Genomic DNA, 16,413 nt, shown 5'->3' on the forward strand with positions numbered 1-16,413 from the left:
CGCGATATTTTGTTGCTCAGTCATTTTCTCAGTTATCCGTTTATCTTGTTTAATGTCAGTATTGAGTTGCTATATTGTTGTTGTAATGGGCCATAAAAGCACTATGGTGGTGCCTCTAACACCATCGGAGTTAATAGTTAAACTGCCACCGTAATATTCGATTGTTTTCTTTGATAATGACAAGCCCATACCACTACCTTCAACTTTATCTCTGGGTCGTAACGTTTGAAACATCTCTAACGCCTTATCAAATAATTCGGGTGGAATACCCGGACCGTCATCTTGTACACTAATATGGTGCATTTTATTGATGGTTTTATATAATATTTTAATCTGACCCGTGGGTTTATCGTGATGTTTTACGGCATTTGACAAGAGATTGCGTAGTATAATTTCTATTGGCGTTCTAGGCAAAAGTAAGGTCTGCTTTTCTACCAACAAATTAAAGCCTGTTGGGTGATCTAATAGACTAAAAATATCGTTAGCCAGTATGGCTAAATCAAATTCTTGAGGTTTATATTCATGTCGGCCAATACGAGAGTAGTCGAGTAAATCGTCCAGTAACCTATTCATTCTGTCACTGCGGCTATTAAGCAATGTTAAATGTTTTTTGGAGCTCTCAGGTAATAGGTTTTCACAATCCTCAGTGATCCAACTGGCTAATTTTTTTATGGCATTTAAAGGTGATTTCAAATCATGGGAAGCTACATAAGCAAACTGTTCAAGATCTTGGTTTGAACTCATCAGACGTTGAGTGCCAAGTTTGAGTTCCCGAGTAATATCGTCAGCATAGATTAATGCTTGCTTGTTTGCTCTTGAAAGTACAATAAACAAGGCGAGTATCAAAAGGTCAATGATAATACCACCCGCTAATATGAAATACGGTTGATTAGAACCTGAAGCCTCACGAAAGAATAAATTTGAACTAACAATAAACTTCCATTCTCGGCCATAGAAATTAACATCGATATGCTTAATAAAGAGTGGATTAGCGTCTATTTCAATACTGTCGACATTATTTATATCATTATACAATGACTTACCATCGTCGCTAATATCTAATGAAACATGGCGTTTTTCAACCGCTAAGGTGCCGGAAATAAGTTTAGACATAATAAAAGGTGCATAGGCCACGCCTTGTATTGACGCTTGGCGCGTATTTACCGAATTGTGCGGTAGACCTTTTTTATAGAAAGGGGCATAAAAAAGAAAGCCAGGCGTTTGTTTCGCGTCTTGTACTAGGGTAATGGGTCCGGTTAATTGTGCTAAACCTGTATCTCTGGCTTTTTTGACACCCAAGTATCTATTTTTTTCAAAGGCTACATTTAAACCCAAAGCCTGTTTATTTGTTAATAACGGCTCAATAAAAGTAATTGGCCAAAGCTCTTGATCGGGATATATGGGGTGGATGCTAAAATTTGGTCTGCTTTTTTGCTGCTGTAGAAGAAAGCTATTATGTTGGTCAAACTTAACATTATAAATTAACCCTAGGCCATTGATGCCAGGGTAGGTTTGGTCTATTCGTAGGCTATTGCTGTAGTTTTCCCATTGCTGGTCAGTAATATCACCTTCGCTAGCATCAACATGAGCGACAGCTCCCCATAAGGCGTGTTCATATAGCTGCATTCTTTCTTTAACAAGTTCTATAACGTGCAAAGACTCACGCTCAAAACGTTCAGCTACTCTTTTATTAACCTGCGCTGAAGCAATGTACCATGCCCCAATAGTTAATATGGTTGAAAGTATTAATATTAACCAATGTATACCGTGAAATCGACTTGCATCAATTAATTTTTGCCTTTTAATATCAGCATGCGTTACTGCTATTGCGCTATTTTTCATTAATGGTGTCTCGATATGTTGTTTTAAATACCTAAGATAAATATAACGACCTATCCTTGGTGCTAAAATTAATACACATACCTCAACAATGTTTACTGATGTTAAATTTAAATATTTGCTAAAGATCATCACTTAAGGGGGTAGTTAACGTTGAAGGCATAACACTGAAAAAATGTCAGTGCAATAAGAACAGTAACAAGGTTAACTGTGCATTAAGATAATATATAAATAAGTGGATTACCAGAACATTGCCACTATAGCCCAAGACGCTAAAGTGATTAACAACCTAAGTTTCGTTTTTTAAACAATTATTTAGTTAGGTAAATATTATGAAAATTCTAATACGGGCAAAGTAAATTTAAAGTTCAGCACTAGTGGATTCTTGGATTTAAATGAATGATTTTTAGTGTATTACAGAAAATAAAGCCTAGTTTTATGTATTTTATTTAATTGTTAACCTCAACCCCTTAATAAGAACAAGAACCAGTGGTTAAAATTTTTGTTACCACTATTTGTTACCACTAAGAGTTTAATTAATTTATTTGATTAGTTTGAATAAATTAATGCGCTTGCTAGCTTGGTATGAACGACTATAATTATGCTTATATATTATTTATTGAGTAATGAAATGACAAGCAAACGTACTAACAACACTAATTTAATCAGCGTTGTTATTTTCACCATGGCGCTTTTAATAACAGCGACTGTTTTTGCGTCTCCTGACGATGCTAAAGCTAAGGTAAAGCAGATATTTAGTCAGGTTGAAAGTTCGCTAATTAAATTAAAGCAAACTGAGACCTTAACCAAGGCTAATATTAGAGATGTGTTAAACCAGTATTTATTGCCCGAAGTCGATACCCGATACTTTACTTATAAAATCCTGAATAAAAATTTTACTAAGGTTCCTGAAGAACTCAGAGAGCCTTTTATAGCTGAGTTATCGTTACAGCTTATCAACACTTATAGTAATTTATTAAATAAATATGATAATGAAGTGATTAATATCGGCGAAAGTACCATCTCTAAAAGTGGTAAAATGGCGATGGTTGATATCACCATTGTTGGCAGCACTAAAACCAATAAAGCCGTGGTTAAATTATTACAGTCAAGTACACAAGCCTGGCTTTTCTTTGATATTGAGGTTGAAGGCATAAGTTTATTGCAAACAAAACAAGCAGAAATAAATGCCAGTTTTAATAAATTGGGCATAGAAGGTACTTTGCTACAGCTACAGAAAATTAATCATAAAGTCGTTGAGGGTTAATTAACACTAAAAGTTAACGCTAAAAGTTAACAAGGACTATTAGCTATTAAGCACGGCTAAGCATTAATAAACTTAATCTAATTAACCCGTTAATTTTATTAAGTTATTGTCCGATTTTACTAGTTAAATACACTAAGGTAACAGTGTTGTTAATTACAATAATCGGTTGTTGAGCGACAATATTAATCAAAGTAGTATTGCTGTGCTTGCTATTAAAGATAATTAACTGTTAATTATCTTTAATGAGCCATCAAGGTGTATGTCTCGTTGCGGATATGCCACGACAATATTCTCTTGTTCAAATAATTCTTCCAAACGAAATCTTACGTTGCTTTTTGCAATTCTTAAACCACTTTCCACTCTTGAGTTGACCCAAAAAGTGACTTCAAACATTAAGGCATTATCACCAAAGTCGTCAAAGGTAACTAAGGGTTTAGGCTCTGTTAGCGCTTCAGCTTGTTCTGTAGTTGCTTGCATAATTAACTCCGCAACTTTTTTGGCTGGCGAGCCATAAGCGACACCTACTTTAACCGAACATCTAACAAACTGGTCTACTAAGGTCCAGTTAACCACGGTGTTTTCAAGTAATTTGCTGTTAGGTATTAATAAATGCACACCGTCTACTCGCTTTATACGGGTTGAACGGGTGTTGATTTCTTCCACTAGGCCTTTGGAGTCTTCAATTTCTAAAAAATCGCCAATACGAATAGGGCGCTCCCACATTAAGATCCAGCCACTAATAAAATTATTAATAATATTTTGTGCACCAAAACCAAAGCCGATAGCAATGGCGCCAGACAAAAAAGCAAAAGCCGCGATCGGCACATTCATAAAGTCTAATATGCTGATAATAATAATGGTTATCGCGATAACATATAAAACTCGTTCCACTAAGTGAATAATATTAGGGTCAGTTTTTTTTGTTGTTAAACGACTACTGATTAACTTAATTAGCCACTTGGTTAACAATATACCCATAAAAATTATTATGGGTATAAAAAGAATATCGCCTATCGTGATAGGTTGCTCTGATATCGTAATAACGATATGAGAAAGTATCACTTTCGCTTGTTCTATAGTCTGTTCAATAGTCATACTAAAACCTTAATAAATTGTATGTTATGAATTTACAAAGGCTTTTGATGGGTCTATAAGAAACCTTTCACCAATTGCCTCGCGACCAAATAACATTAAGTAACTCATATCTGAGCGATCAGTTAAGGTTATTTCAATCGGCCAAAGTTCGCTACCTAATTTTACCGGTGTTGATATAACATAGCGTTGCTCTGCGGTACCATTTGAAGATTTAACTCTTCTAATGTCATGAATAGGGGCTTCACAAGAAACCATATTCTCAACATTATAGACATCAGGATGCAGGTCAAATCGAACCATCACCTTACCATTTTTTTTAAATTTTTTAATGTTATCAACATGTAGAGAAGAGGTCTTAGCGCCTGTATCAACACGCACCTGTATATCTGTTATCGCTAAATCAGGTAGCGTAATAGTTTCCAAACTACCAATAATTATTTTTTGTTTTGTGGTCATATCAGGTTACCTTATTTTAAACGTTGTTCTCTGGTAGTAGGTTGTCTTGAGCACTCTCTATTTGCTCAAATATATGTTTGTCATCTTCTTCAAAGTAGGCAATATGAAACATAGCTTCACCTTCTTGTACTAAAGGAATATTTTGTTGACCAATTAATATGCCAGATCTACTCGCTTTAACGACATCAATAATTTCGCCATACGGACTGCCAATTTCTGCCAGCACATCACCTTTTTTTATTTGTTCACCTAAACGTACGCGATGATTAACTATGCCGCTGGCATTAGCACGTAACCATTGACTGCTGTTAGCAACAAAGGGCGCGATAATTTTTTTGCGCGTCGACGAAGCTTTACGCATGCCTAAATGCTTTAATACATTAGTAATGCCTCTCATGCCGGCGCGAATTGAAAACTCATCAAAACGTAGCGCTTCTCCAGCTTCATAAAGCAATACTTTAGTGTTATGTTTTACCGCCGCTTCTCTTAATGAACCATCAATAATGTTGGAATTTAATACCACAGGAACGCCAAATACTTGCGCAAGCTCTTTGGTTTCGGCACAAGAGAGATCGGCTCTAATTTGTGGTAAATTTGAGCGGTGAATTGCCCCTGTGTGTAGATCAATGCCGTAATCGCAATGTTTAACAATTTCATTAAGAAAAATATAGGCTACGCGCCCAGCCAGCGAACCTTTTGCTGAGCCAGGAAAACAGCGATTAAGATCTCTTCGGTCAGGCATGTAGCGACTTTGGTTCACTACGCCATAAACGTTCACCATAGGAACGGCTATTACGGTTCCTTTGGTGATTTTAAATTTATTTTCGCTGATTAATCGCCGAATAATTTCAATGCCATTTAACTCATCACCATGCACCGCAGCACTAACAAAAATAGTAGGCCCAGGTTTTTTTGAACGAATAATATGTACAGGTAAAGAAACGTCTGCATCTGTATATAACTTGGCTACAGGCAAGTCTATCTTGCGTTGTTCGCCCGGTAATATTACAAATTCACCTATTTTTAATGGACCCATCATTACCCTTATCCTTTACCACGAGTTTTATTGCTGTTTGGCTTGGCATTTTTTTCTAAAAATTCAAAAATCATACCGGCAATGTTTTTACCTGTTGCGGTTTCTATACCTTCTAAGCCTGGAGATGAGTTTACTTCCATTACCATAGGACCATTTTTGGAACGCAGTAAATCTACGCCACACATATTTAAGCCCATGGCTTTTGCCGCTTTAATTGCTGTGTCTCGTTCTTCTTTTGATAACTTCACCACTTCAGCACTACCACCGCGATGTAAGTTAGAACGAAATTCACCTTCTGCACCTTGTCGTTTCATGGCAGCAACGACTTTGCCACCGATAACTAAACAACGAATGTCAGCACCACCGGCTTCTTTGACAAATTCTTGTACCAAGATGTTAGCTTTTAAACCCATAAAGGCTTCAATAATTGACTCCGCGGCTTTTGCGGTATCAGCTAATACAACACCAATACCTTGGGTGCCTTCTAATAATTTAATAACAACAGGTGCGCCACCAACATTTTTAATTAAATCTTTGGCATTGTCAGGTTTACTGGCAAAGCCGGTACGAGGTAAGCCAATACCTTTACGTGATAATAATTGTAATGAGCGCAATTTATCGCGAGAACGACTAATAGCAACAGATTCATTAATATTAAAGGTGCCCATCATTTCAAATTGACGCGCAACCGCTGTGCCGTAAAAGGTAACAGAAGCACCGATACGAGGAATAATAGCATCATACTTAGGTAGTTCTTTACCGTGATAACGCACAGCTGAATGGCTACTGGTTATATCCATATAGCAATGTAAAGTATCAATAACATCAACTTCATGTCCCATTGCTTCACCTGCTTCTTTTAAGCGTCTTGTAGAGTAAAGATTTTTATTTCTTGATAATATTGCTACTTTCATAAAGGCTACCTGTTCATTTCACTTTTATTATTTAAAGTGATGTAAATATTGAACTAGAGTGTATAGTCAGCTCCTAAAATAATAAAACGCAATATTTTGACCTCTTTAATCAAAATATTTGATTAAAGAGGGTTTTATGAAATTTGAACTATTAACAACATTTTTGGAAGTAAGCCGAACATTACATTTTAGAATAGCCTCAGAAAATCTTTTTATTACTCAGTCGGCGGTCAGTGCGCGTATAAAGTTATTAGAAGATGATCTGGGTGTTTTGCTGTTTGATCGTAGCCATAAACATTTAAAGTTGACAACTGAAGGTATTCGACTCATAAAACATGCCAATGAAATTCTTTTTATGTGGCAAAAAACCAAGCACGATGTCGGTGTAGTCGAGCACGACGCGCAGCAACTTGCCATCGGATCGTTAAACTCTATCTGGGATATTGTCTTGCAAGGTTGGTTGCAAAAAATTCATCGTAATTTAGACAGTGTTAGTTTATTTACCAGTACCTATTCGCCAATGGAATTAAGAAAAAATGTTATTGGCCGCGTGGTAGATCTTGCGTTTTTATTTGAACCACCATTTATCGAAGATTTAGTCACCGAGAAAGTAGCCACAGTGCCACTGCATTTAGTAACCACAAATCCAGATCACATTGAAGGCTCGCATGTCGATAATTATATTATGGTGGATTATGGTGAGTCGGTAAATACCCAGCATATGCGTGAATTTCAGCATGCTCCACCGGCAAAACACTTTATGAGTCAGCCTCGCATCGCCTTAAATTATATTTTACAAGCGGGGGGAAGTGCACACTTGCCTCGGCAAATGACTTTTGAACATGTTGAAGCGAATAAGTTGTTTGTTGTTGAAAGTGCGCCGGTTTATCATCGTGAAATATTTGCTGTGTACCTAGCGAAAAGTCAAAAAACCGAGGTTATTAAACAAGTGATAGGTTTATTTCCCAACATACATTTTTAGCGCAATCGCATTTTTAGCAAAGATACCGCCATAGAAAAGTTAAAGCTAATCTGTGGTTATTACATAGTTTGCTTTTTGTCATGATAGGGCTATTTAGTCGTTAGCACTATTCTTTAGGTATGCTTAGCTATTTATAGCGAATGAATATCATTAAACCGCGGTGAAAAACCCAACAGATTACACTAACTGCTCAGCCAAGTAGTCCACCAGTAGCCTTATTCTGGGGGATAAATGACGATTTTGCGGGTAAACTGCCCATATACCCTCATCAAGAGCACGGTAATTATCTAATAAAGAGATCAGTTCACCACTTTGTAGATGGTGCTGCACATAATAATCGGGTAATTGCACTATGCCTAAGCCTTTGAGTGCGGCATCGGTTAAACTATGACCACTGTTATAGCGTAATCGACCTTTAACGCGGACACTTTTTTCTTTGTTTAATTCTCTAAAGTGCCAATAATCAGCTGTGCCCAATAAACAGTTGTGTTTACTTAGCTCGGATATAGAGTGGGGTATGCCATGACTGTCGAGATAACGTGGCGAGGCACAAACATAGTTGCTTCGTTTACCTAATTTTTTTGCCATCATCGACGAATCACTTAATTTGCCAAGGCGAATGGCTAAATCATAACCATCTTCGGCTAAGTCAATTTGTCGGTTACTTAAGTAAGCCGACACTTCAACATCGTTATAGCGCTTTACAAAATTATTCACGAGCGGCAATATTTGTTTTTCACCATAGGTTACTGGCGCGGTGAGTTTAATTTTACCTTGAGGTTTTGATTGCAGATTGGTGATTGCACGCTCTGCTGCGTCTAAGCCATCAAGTACGCTGCGACAGTGCTGATAAAAAACCCGTCCTTCTTCTGTTAAAGAAACTTTGCGGGTAGTACGGTAAAATAACTTTATATTTAGGCGCTTTTCTAACGCACTGATTTGACGGCTTACTTGCGCTGTTGATATGGCCATTTTTTTTGAGGCCAGTGTGAAGCTCTCATTTTCGGCGACATATACAAATTCGCTAATCCCTTCCCATTGCATAATTGTTACCTATATGTACAAATACTTCTATAAATTATTATATTATCATTTATTAAGAAATAATTATAATAGCCGTCATTAATACCCAGTTACGGCTATTATTGTTACCACTTGGTAAAAGTGAATTGTGATCTAGTGGTATTATCATGCCTAAAAGAATGTATTAAACTACAGGCAATAGTAAAAGTAGAAATATCTATCAATTGAAGGTGAGTATAAATATGTCAGACAAGTTTATTAAATCAAAAGCGGCTATTGCTTGGGGACCTAAGCAACCATTATCTATCGAAGAAGTCGATGTGATGTTACCGCGCAAAGGCGAAGTGCTAGTAAAAGTTATCGCCTCAGGCGTATGTCATACCGATGCATTCACCCTTTCAGGAGAAGATCCAGAAGGTATATTCCCGGTTATTTTAGGCCACGAAGGTGGTGGTATTGTTGAACAAGTTGGTGAAGGTGTTACTAGTGTACAAGTGGGCGATCATGTTATCCCTTTATACACACCAGAATGTGGCGAATGTAAATTTTGTTTGTCGGGAAAAACCAATCTTTGTCAAAAAATTCGTGAAACTCAAGGTAAAGGGCTAATGCCTGATGGCACTACGCGTTTTTATAAAGACGGCCAACCCATCTTTCATTATATGGGCTGCTCTACGTTCTCTGAATATACGGTATTACCTGAGATTTCTTTAGCGAAAGTGAATAAAACTGCACCGTTAGAAGAAGTTTGCTTATTAGGTTGTGGCGTTACTACGGGTATGGGCGCTGTGATGAATACGGCGAAAGTTGAAGAGGGCGCAACCGTTGCTATCTTTGGTCTTGGCGGTATTGGTTTGTCGGCAGTTATTGGCTCAACTATGGCGAAAGCGAGCCGTATTATTGCGATTGATATTAACGAAAGTAAGTTTGAGTTAGCCCGAAAACTTGGTGCTACTGATTGTATTAATCCGAAAGATTACGATAAGCCGATTCAAGACGTAATTGTTGAATTAACTGATGGCGGCGTTGATTATTCGTTTGAATGTGTCGGTAACGTCGACTTAATGCGCTCTGCTTTAGAGTGTTGTCATAAAGGTTGGGGTGAGTCAGTCGTTATTGGTGTTGCCGGTGCAGGGCAAGAGATAAAAACCCGTCCGTTCCAACTTGTGACTGGGCGAGTATGGAGAGGATCGGCATTTGGTGGTGTTAAGGGGCGTACTGAATTACCTGATTACGTAGAACGCTACTTACAAGGTGAATTCAAATTAAGTGATTTTATTACTCATACTATGGCACTTGAAGATATTAATGATGCCTTTGAGTTGATGCACAAAGGCGAAAGTATTCGCAGTGTTATTCACTTTGATAAGTAAGCTTTATTTTAATCGCTGTGACTTATCTTAAAAATAAATTTCCAGCTATCTTAATATAATTTTTTCCCCCTTTTTGCCGCATAAGCGGTAAGCACAAAGGGGGTAATATGGTGAGGTGTACCATGACAATTGAGCATTTAATAGAAAACGTAAGTGTAAATAAAAGCTTTGGTGGCTGGCAGAAACAATATAGCCATCAATCCAAAATCTTGAATTGTACTATGCGCTTTGCTATTTACCTGCCGCCGCAAGTATCAAACGGCGAAAAAGTACCGGTATTGTATTGGCTTTCAGGCTTAACATGCAGTGATGAAAACTTTATGCAAAAATCCGGTGCACAGCGTATAGCTGCTGAACTAGGTATTGCTATTGTTGCTCCAGATACTAGTCCACGCGGCGAGGGTGTTGCTGATGATGAAGGTTATGATTTGGGTCAAGGCGCAGGTTTTTATGTCAATGCCACCCAAGCACCTTGGAATCGTCATTACCAGATGTACGATTACGTGGTTAATGAGTTGCCAGCGATAATTGAAGCCGCATTTGAAGTGTCAGATCAACGCGCTATTAATGGTCATTCGATGGGTGGACACGGCGCATTAACTATTGCGATGTTAAATCCTGATCGCTACAGCTCAATGTCGGCATTTAGCCCCATTTGTAATCCAGTGCAAGCGCCTTGGGGCAAAAAAGCTTTTACCACTTATCTAGGTAAAGACAAAGCTGATTGGCGCAATCATGATGCCAGTGAATTAATGCGCAAAGCCACGGCGTTTATTCCAGCTAAAGTGACTCAAGGCGGTGCGGATAATTTCCTGGCTGAGCAGTTAAAGCCTGAAACATTAGTAGCGGCAGCTAAAGTTAATGGTTATCCATTAGAGCTAACTATTCATGAAGGCTATGATCACAGTTATTACTTTATCTCATCATTTATTGAAGAGCACCTGCGCTTTCATGCCGAGCACTTTACCCAATAGTACCATCACGGCCGTTGCACAATTTGACGGCCGTTTTTTCGGCATTAACCAGAGTTTTTTATAGCCTAGTATCTTAGAGGGCAAAGCTAATGAATATTCGCATTAAATCTACTGATGACAATTAACAACGCAGTGTCTTTTAGCTTGTACTTGCTTTTTTACAACCTATTATGTGCTGTTTTCTGAATTCTTTTCTCTTCTCTTCTCTTCTCTTCTCTGCTCTTCTCATCCTCCTTCTTTATTAATTAATCCATGGTTAATCGCAAACCGAACAAGATCAGCCAGTGATTCTATATTGAGTTTAGCCTTTATATTACGACGATGAGCTTCAACAGTACGAAAGCTTATGTCGAGCTTTTTAGCGATATCTTTGCTGGAAAAGCCTTGTGCAACAAATGATAGAATAACTTGCTCACGTGTGGTTAACTTGTCGTTTTCTATTTTCAATGGACTTTCTTGTAACATTTTTGCAATCGAACTACTAAAGTGGGTATTACCTTTGGTGACCGCTTTTATAGCAAAATAAACTTCCTCTGATGAAGTGTCTTTTAATACATAACCTGAAGCGCCGGCCTGAATAGCGCTGTGAACAAACTCAGAACTATTATGCATAGTAAAAATTAACACTTTAGTATCGGGCAACTGCTCGGTAATAATCTCTGTTGCATCAATACCATTCATTAATGGCATACTGACATCCATCAAGATAACATTGGGTTTGAGCTCCCTAGCTTTATTTAGTGCATCTTTACCATCATGAGCTACGCCTATTACTTCGATATCATCGTAATAAGCCAGACAAGCAGACAATCCCCCTTGAACCATGGGGTGGTCATCGACTAATAAAACTGATGTTTTTTCTTGTGGTTTATTATCATGTATCATTTTGTTTTACTGCTCGATTTAAGTGATTAAAATAATTTGCAAAACTTTTCGTTGGAATTTTAACGGTTATTTCAGTGCCGGTTTTGGACGAACTAATATGAAATTTACCCAGGTGATATTCAACACGTTCAGCCAAATTTCTTAAGCCAATACCTGAGTGCTGTTGTTTCGTTATCGCGTTTACGTCAAAGCCGACACCATCATCTTTTATACTCAAGGTTAGCCAAGTTTGTTGTATTGAAATGTCAATTAATACGCACTTAGCGCCAGCATGTTTTTTAATATTGGTGAGTGACTCTTGCACCACGCGGTAAAGCGTTGTATTAATAAAATCAGGTAACAGTTTTTTTAATGATGGTTTGCTGACTTTTATCTCAATATTTGTTTGTTTAGCGAAATCGCGACTCAGGTTTTCAATGGCGGCTGACAAACCTAGCTCGTCTAATATTTGAGGATGCATATGATGAGATATTCTGCGCACTTCGTGGATAGCAAAGCCTAAATTATCTTCCGCCTGTGTAAGTGATGCTGGTTTTTCTTGTTTGTTTTTTCGAAGAAAAAAAGTAGTGGCTTCGAGCGAATATTTAATTGAAATTAAGGTTTGAATAATACCATCATGTAACTCTCTTGAAATATGCCGATTTTCTTCTTCTTGCACATCAATGATCCGTTGACCTAATTCACTAATTTTTGCTTCAGCTCTTTTTTTATGACTTAGATTAACGGCAATGCCAAATAAAAATATAAAAAATATCGAAGAAAGTGCCACAATCAAAATAATTTTTTTGGTGTAATTAATATGAAAATCAATCTCTTGATGTAAGTTATTTAGTTGTGAGTAAACATCATCTAAATAGACCCCAGTGCCAAACATCCATTGCCATTTATCAATGTAAATAGAATAGCCTAATTTGGGCGCTTTCACTTTTTCTGAGGGTTTAAGCCAGTCATAGCGATAAAACCCTCCGCCAGCATGAGCATTCGCCAATAAAACTTGAATAATTTTATCGCCATTTTCACCTTCTAAATCCCACCAACTTTCTCCAACTCTATCCGGCTGTTTAGGGTGAACAATAGCGATGGCTTTATCATCATAAATAAAAAAATAGCCATCATCTCCGTTGTACAGCATATTTTTAAAGATGTTTGCCACCGAAACTTTAACCACATCTTTTTTATCTTCTGATAACTCAGCCATATGATCGACCGATGAAAGTGCAATGGCAATATAGTTTTTTAATTCTTGTTCTTTTTGAGTAATAAGGAAGGTTTCCAGTGTTTTAACATTGAGATCAGACAATTCACGATATTGACTAGAAACGAAATAATAGATAATAAAAGAGGTTAAAATAACCTGAATTATGGCAAGATAAAACATCCGTAATGGCATTCTCATTTCAACAGCCTTTATTAATATCAAGATAAAAAATTTAATCATCGCAAAATTAGCACTAACTTTCTATCACAGATAAATATTTAGGTAGTAATACCTAGTAAAGAAGTCTAATACTTACTTACGGGTTATTATGTAAAAATTGATTAGTTACGCAACAATGGGTTGTTTAAAATAGACTAATAGGTGGAAAGGTGAACATGTTAAAAACCTCAATACTAAAAGTATTATTCATTGCGTCAGTTGCATTCTCTGGATTTGCAAATGCTGATGCTGACGATAACAAAAAATACCGATGGAAATTAGCAGAAACTTGGGGACCTAATTTTCCTATATTTGGTGACGCTTCAAAAAATATGGCTCGTTTGGTTGACGAAATGTCAAATGGGCGATTAACCATTCGCATTGATTCTTCAAACAGACACAAGTCAGCCTTTGGTATTTTCGATTTTGTTAAAAACGGTCAATATCAAATGGGGCATTCGGCTTCTTATTATTGGAAAGGGAAAGACTTTAATACGATGTTTTTCACTACGCTTCCTTTTGGTATGACGGCACCTGAGCAATATGCTTGGTTCTACCATGGCGGCGGCATGGAATTAATGAAGTCGGTATATGACAAACACGGCATCATGTCATTTCCGGGCGGTAATACCGGTAATCAAATGGGGGGTTGGTTCCGTAAAGAGATTAATACTGTTGAAGATCTTAAAGGCTTAAAAATGCGCATTCCTGGATTTGCTGGTGAAGTACTTGCTAAGCTAGGGGCTAAACCAACCAATATTCCTTCTGCCGAGCTATATACAGCGCTAGAAAGGAATACTATTGACGCATTAGAATGGGTTGGCCCATCGCTTGATCTTAGAATGGGTTTTCATAAAATAGCGCCTTATTATTATACTGGCTGGCATGAACCTGCGACAGAACTTCAGTTTATGGTTAATCCAAAAGCTTATAATTCATTACCTGAAGACTTGCAAAAAATTCTAACGGCAGCAATGAAACTGGCTGCTTACGATATGTACATTCAGTCGATGCATGAAAGTGGTAAAAATTTAGCGACTATTCAAGAAGATTACCCTCATGTAAAAATCAGATCGTTTCCAAAACCTGTTATGACAGCGATTAAGCAAGCAAACGATGAACTTTTGCTAGAAGCAGCGAAGAAAGATCCTAAAACAAAAGAAATTTTAGATTCAATTTCTAGCTATCAGAAACAAGTACGTGCCTGGACTAACTTTTCAGACCGCGCTTACCTCGATAACTTTGATTCGAAATAATTCACTTCTAACCATCACACACATACCTAGCCGCCATGGTTAGGTATGTGTGGAGACAACATGAATACTTTAATTAACCTATTAAGAAAAATCATTGATACGGTAGGAAACCTATGTAGCCTACTGATGGTATTGATGATTTTAAATGTTTTCTATGACGTGGTATTACGATACTTTTTCAATGACGTCAGTATTGGTATGCAAGAACTTGAATGGCATTTTTTTGCTGCAATGTTTATGTTTGGTATCGGATACACCCTTAAAGAAGACGCACATGTAAGGGTAGACATAATCTATGATCAATTATCCAGCAAGAAAAAAGCCATCATTAATCTTGCAGGTTCGCTATTTTTAGCGCTGCCATTTGCTTGTGTATTAATCTATTTTGGCTGGGATTATAGTTATGAAGCTTATGCTATTGGTGAAGGTAGTGGCGACCCTGGCGGCCTGCCACATCGCTGGATAATACGCAGTGTTATTCCTCTTTCTTCGCTATTTTTAGTGCTTTGCATTACCTATGTAGTGTTAACTCAAATGAGAGCATTAATGACTAAACCCAATTTTAAAGAGGCACAAAAATGACTGGAATAGTTTTATTTGCCGTAGCGCTAATGTTCCTGTTTTTTGGTTATTCAGTTGCTTTTACGTTTGCGGGTATCTCCCTTATTGTTGGCGTTCTCAGCCTAGGGACAGATCTTTTCGCCTTTATGCCATACCGCATCATGAGCATTATGGAAAATACCACGCTAATGGCGATTCCTATGTTTATTTTCATGGGTATTGTTTTGCAAAAAACAGGCCTTGCTGAAAAATTATTAGAGTCTTCGGCAAAATTATTTGGTCAGGTAGCGGGTGGCTTGGCTATTTCAACCATTATCGTTGGAGCACTATTAGCGGCATCAACAGGTGTTGTTGGTGCAAGCGTTGTGGCGATGGGAGTGATATCTCTACCGGTAATGTTAAAAAATAATTATCATCAACCAACCGCTACTGGCGTTATTTGCGCCTCAGGTACCTTAGGACAAATTATTCCCCCCTCAATTATTTTGATTATATTGGGTGATGTGATGGGTGTACCTGTGGGAGATTTGTTTAAAGCGGCGATATTGCCAGGCTTTTTGTTGATTTTGATGTATACGCTTTATATTCTTGTGCTAGGAAAAATAAAACCAGAATTTTGTCCACCTATGGTAGTGACAGAAAGTAAGCAGGAATTATTAATTCAAGCCCTGAAAGATATTGTGCCGCCAATGCTATTAATCATCACGGTGTTGGGGTCAATATTTGGCGGCATTGCTACGCCAACAGAGTCATCAGCCATAGGGGCTGTTGGCGCGGTTATATTGGCGACATGCTATGGTAAGTTTTCATTTAAAATGATCAATGACGTTTCAAAAGAGTCGGTAAAAGTGAGTTCGATGATCTTTGCTGTGCTGCTGGGCGCCACGGCTTTTTCAATGGTTTTTACCTATTCAGGCAGTGACTTTATCGTTGAAGACTTTTTTATGGATCTTCCTGGTGGTCAATGGACATTTATATTATCTGCAATGGTGGCGATATTAATACTGGGTTTTTTCATTGATTTTATTGAAATTGCTTTTTTAGTTGTGCCGATTTTAACCCCCATTGCCATGGCATTAGATATTGACTTAATTTGGTTTGCTATTCTTATTACGATGAATTTGCAAACATCATTTTTAACCCCGCCGTTTGGCTTTAGTCTGTTTTACTTAAAGGGGGTAGCTCCTAAATCAATAAAAACGCTAACCATATACAAAGGTGTGATTCCATTTATCCTAATGCAATTAGTTATTTTATCGCTAGTTTTATTGTTACCTGGATACCTGATCATTACATAACAATTAGCGAGTTCACTATAGAGAACTAAAGGACTTA

At 37.5% G+C, this 16,413-nt stretch carries 15 protein-coding genes; 7 read left to right on the top strand and 8 right to left on the bottom strand.

Annotated features, from left to right (window positions below):
* Positions 1-69: 69 nt before the first annotated feature.
* Positions 70-1,842, bottom strand: coding sequence for a CHASE domain-containing protein (locus H4J59_RS11720; protein WP_182239586.1), 1,773 nt, complete (start codon positions 1,840-1,842; stop codon positions 70-72).
* A gap of 628 nt (positions 1,843-2,470) precedes the next feature.
* On the opposite strand from H4J59_RS11720, the gene H4J59_RS11725 reads away from it, so the two are divergent.
* The gene (locus H4J59_RS11725; protein WP_182239588.1) at positions 2,471-3,106 is read left to right on the top strand and encodes a phospholipid-binding protein MlaC; all 636 of its coding nucleotides are present in this window, start codon (positions 2,471-2,473) and stop codon (positions 3,104-3,106) included.
* A 222-nt stretch (positions 3,107-3,328) separates the two neighbouring features.
* On the opposite strand, the gene H4J59_RS11730 is transcribed toward H4J59_RS11725, so the two are convergent.
* Genes H4J59_RS11730 through rimK form a run of 4 tightly spaced genes read right to left on the bottom strand, consistent with a single transcriptional unit; the run spans position 3,329 to position 6,607 of the window.
* Entirely contained in the window at positions 3,329-4,201 is an 873-nt protein-coding gene (locus tag H4J59_RS11730; protein ID WP_182239590.1) for a mechanosensitive ion channel family protein, read from the bottom strand.
* A 24-nt stretch (positions 4,202-4,225) separates the two neighbouring features.
* Positions 4,226-4,657 (bottom strand): ATP-dependent zinc protease, encoded by a 432-nt coding sequence (locus H4J59_RS11735; protein ID WP_182192112.1) that lies wholly within the window; start codon positions 4,655-4,657, stop codon positions 4,226-4,228.
* Positions 4,658-4,673: 16 nt separating this feature from the next.
* The gene (locus H4J59_RS11740; RefSeq protein ID WP_182138007.1) at positions 4,674-5,693 is read right to left on the bottom strand and encodes a succinylglutamate desuccinylase/aspartoacylase family protein; all 1,020 of its coding nucleotides are present in this window, start codon (positions 5,691-5,693) and stop codon (positions 4,674-4,676) included.
* Between the two features lie 8 nt (positions 5,694-5,701).
* Positions 5,702-6,607, bottom strand: a complete 906-nt coding sequence (gene rimK / locus H4J59_RS11745) for a 30S ribosomal protein S6--L-glutamate ligase (RefSeq protein WP_182137843.1) — start codon at positions 6,605-6,607, stop codon at positions 5,702-5,704.
* A 136-nt stretch (positions 6,608-6,743) separates the two neighbouring features.
* On the opposite strand from rimK, the gene H4J59_RS11750 reads away from it, so the two are divergent.
* A complete protein-coding gene (locus H4J59_RS11750; protein ID WP_182239592.1) occupies positions 6,744-7,589 on the top strand; it encodes a LysR family transcriptional regulator in 846 nt (281 codons plus the stop codon).
* Positions 7,590-7,766: 177 nt separating this feature from the next.
* Here H4J59_RS11750 and H4J59_RS11755 read toward each other — a convergent pair whose 3' ends face one another.
* Positions 7,767-8,633 carry a LysR substrate-binding domain-containing protein gene (locus H4J59_RS11755; protein ID WP_182239594.1) on the bottom strand — a complete coding sequence of 289 codons (867 nt, stop codon included), beginning with the start codon at positions 8,631-8,633 and terminating at the stop codon, positions 7,767-7,769.
* Positions 8,634-8,854: 221 nt separating this feature from the next.
* On the opposite strand from H4J59_RS11755, the gene H4J59_RS11760 reads away from it, so the two are divergent.
* Together H4J59_RS11760 and fghA are read left to right on the top strand one after the other, a co-directional pair.
* Positions 8,855-9,985, top strand: a complete 1,131-nt coding sequence (locus H4J59_RS11760) for an S-(hydroxymethyl)glutathione dehydrogenase/class III alcohol dehydrogenase (protein ID WP_220469803.1) — start codon at positions 8,855-8,857, stop codon at positions 9,983-9,985.
* A gap of 122 nt (positions 9,986-10,107) precedes the next feature.
* Positions 10,108-10,959, top strand: a complete 852-nt coding sequence (fghA, locus tag H4J59_RS11765) for an S-formylglutathione hydrolase (RefSeq protein WP_220469804.1) — start codon at positions 10,108-10,110, stop codon at positions 10,957-10,959.
* A 225-nt stretch (positions 10,960-11,184) separates the two neighbouring features.
* Here fghA and H4J59_RS11770 read toward each other — a convergent pair whose 3' ends face one another.
* Together H4J59_RS11770 and H4J59_RS11775 are read right to left on the bottom strand one after the other, a co-directional pair.
* A complete protein-coding gene (locus H4J59_RS11770; protein ID WP_182239596.1) occupies positions 11,185-11,844 on the bottom strand; it encodes a response regulator transcription factor in 660 nt (219 codons plus the stop codon).
* Positions 11,834-13,240, bottom strand: a complete 1,407-nt coding sequence (locus H4J59_RS11775; protein WP_182239598.1) for a cache domain-containing protein — start codon at positions 13,238-13,240, stop codon at positions 11,834-11,836. The genes H4J59_RS11770 and H4J59_RS11775 overlap by 11 nt, the downstream gene beginning before the upstream one ends.
* Before the next feature lie 197 nt (positions 13,241-13,437).
* Here H4J59_RS11775 and H4J59_RS11780 point away from each other — a divergent pair, with 197 nt between their 5' ends.
* The 3 genes from H4J59_RS11780 to H4J59_RS11790 are packed head-to-tail and all read left to right on the top strand — an operon-like array spanning position 13,438 to position 16,376.
* Positions 13,438-14,517 carry a TRAP transporter substrate-binding protein gene (locus H4J59_RS11780; RefSeq protein WP_182239600.1) on the top strand — a complete coding sequence of 360 codons (1,080 nt, stop codon included), beginning with the start codon at positions 13,438-13,440 and terminating at the stop codon, positions 14,515-14,517.
* A 60-nt stretch (positions 14,518-14,577) separates the two neighbouring features.
* Entirely contained in the window at positions 14,578-15,099 is a 522-nt protein-coding gene (locus tag H4J59_RS11785; protein ID WP_182239602.1) for a TRAP transporter small permease subunit, read from the top strand.
* Positions 15,096-16,376 carry a TRAP transporter large permease subunit gene (locus tag H4J59_RS11790; RefSeq protein ID WP_182137850.1) on the top strand — a complete coding sequence of 427 codons (1,281 nt, stop codon included), beginning with the start codon at positions 15,096-15,098 and terminating at the stop codon, positions 16,374-16,376. The genes H4J59_RS11785 and H4J59_RS11790 overlap by 4 nt, the downstream gene beginning before the upstream one ends.
* Positions 16,377-16,413: the final 37 nt, after the last annotated feature.

The organism is Colwellia sp. MB02u-10 (assembly GCF_014077185.1).
Taxonomy (GTDB): Bacteria; Pseudomonadota; Gammaproteobacteria; order Enterobacterales; family Alteromonadaceae; genus Cognaticolwellia.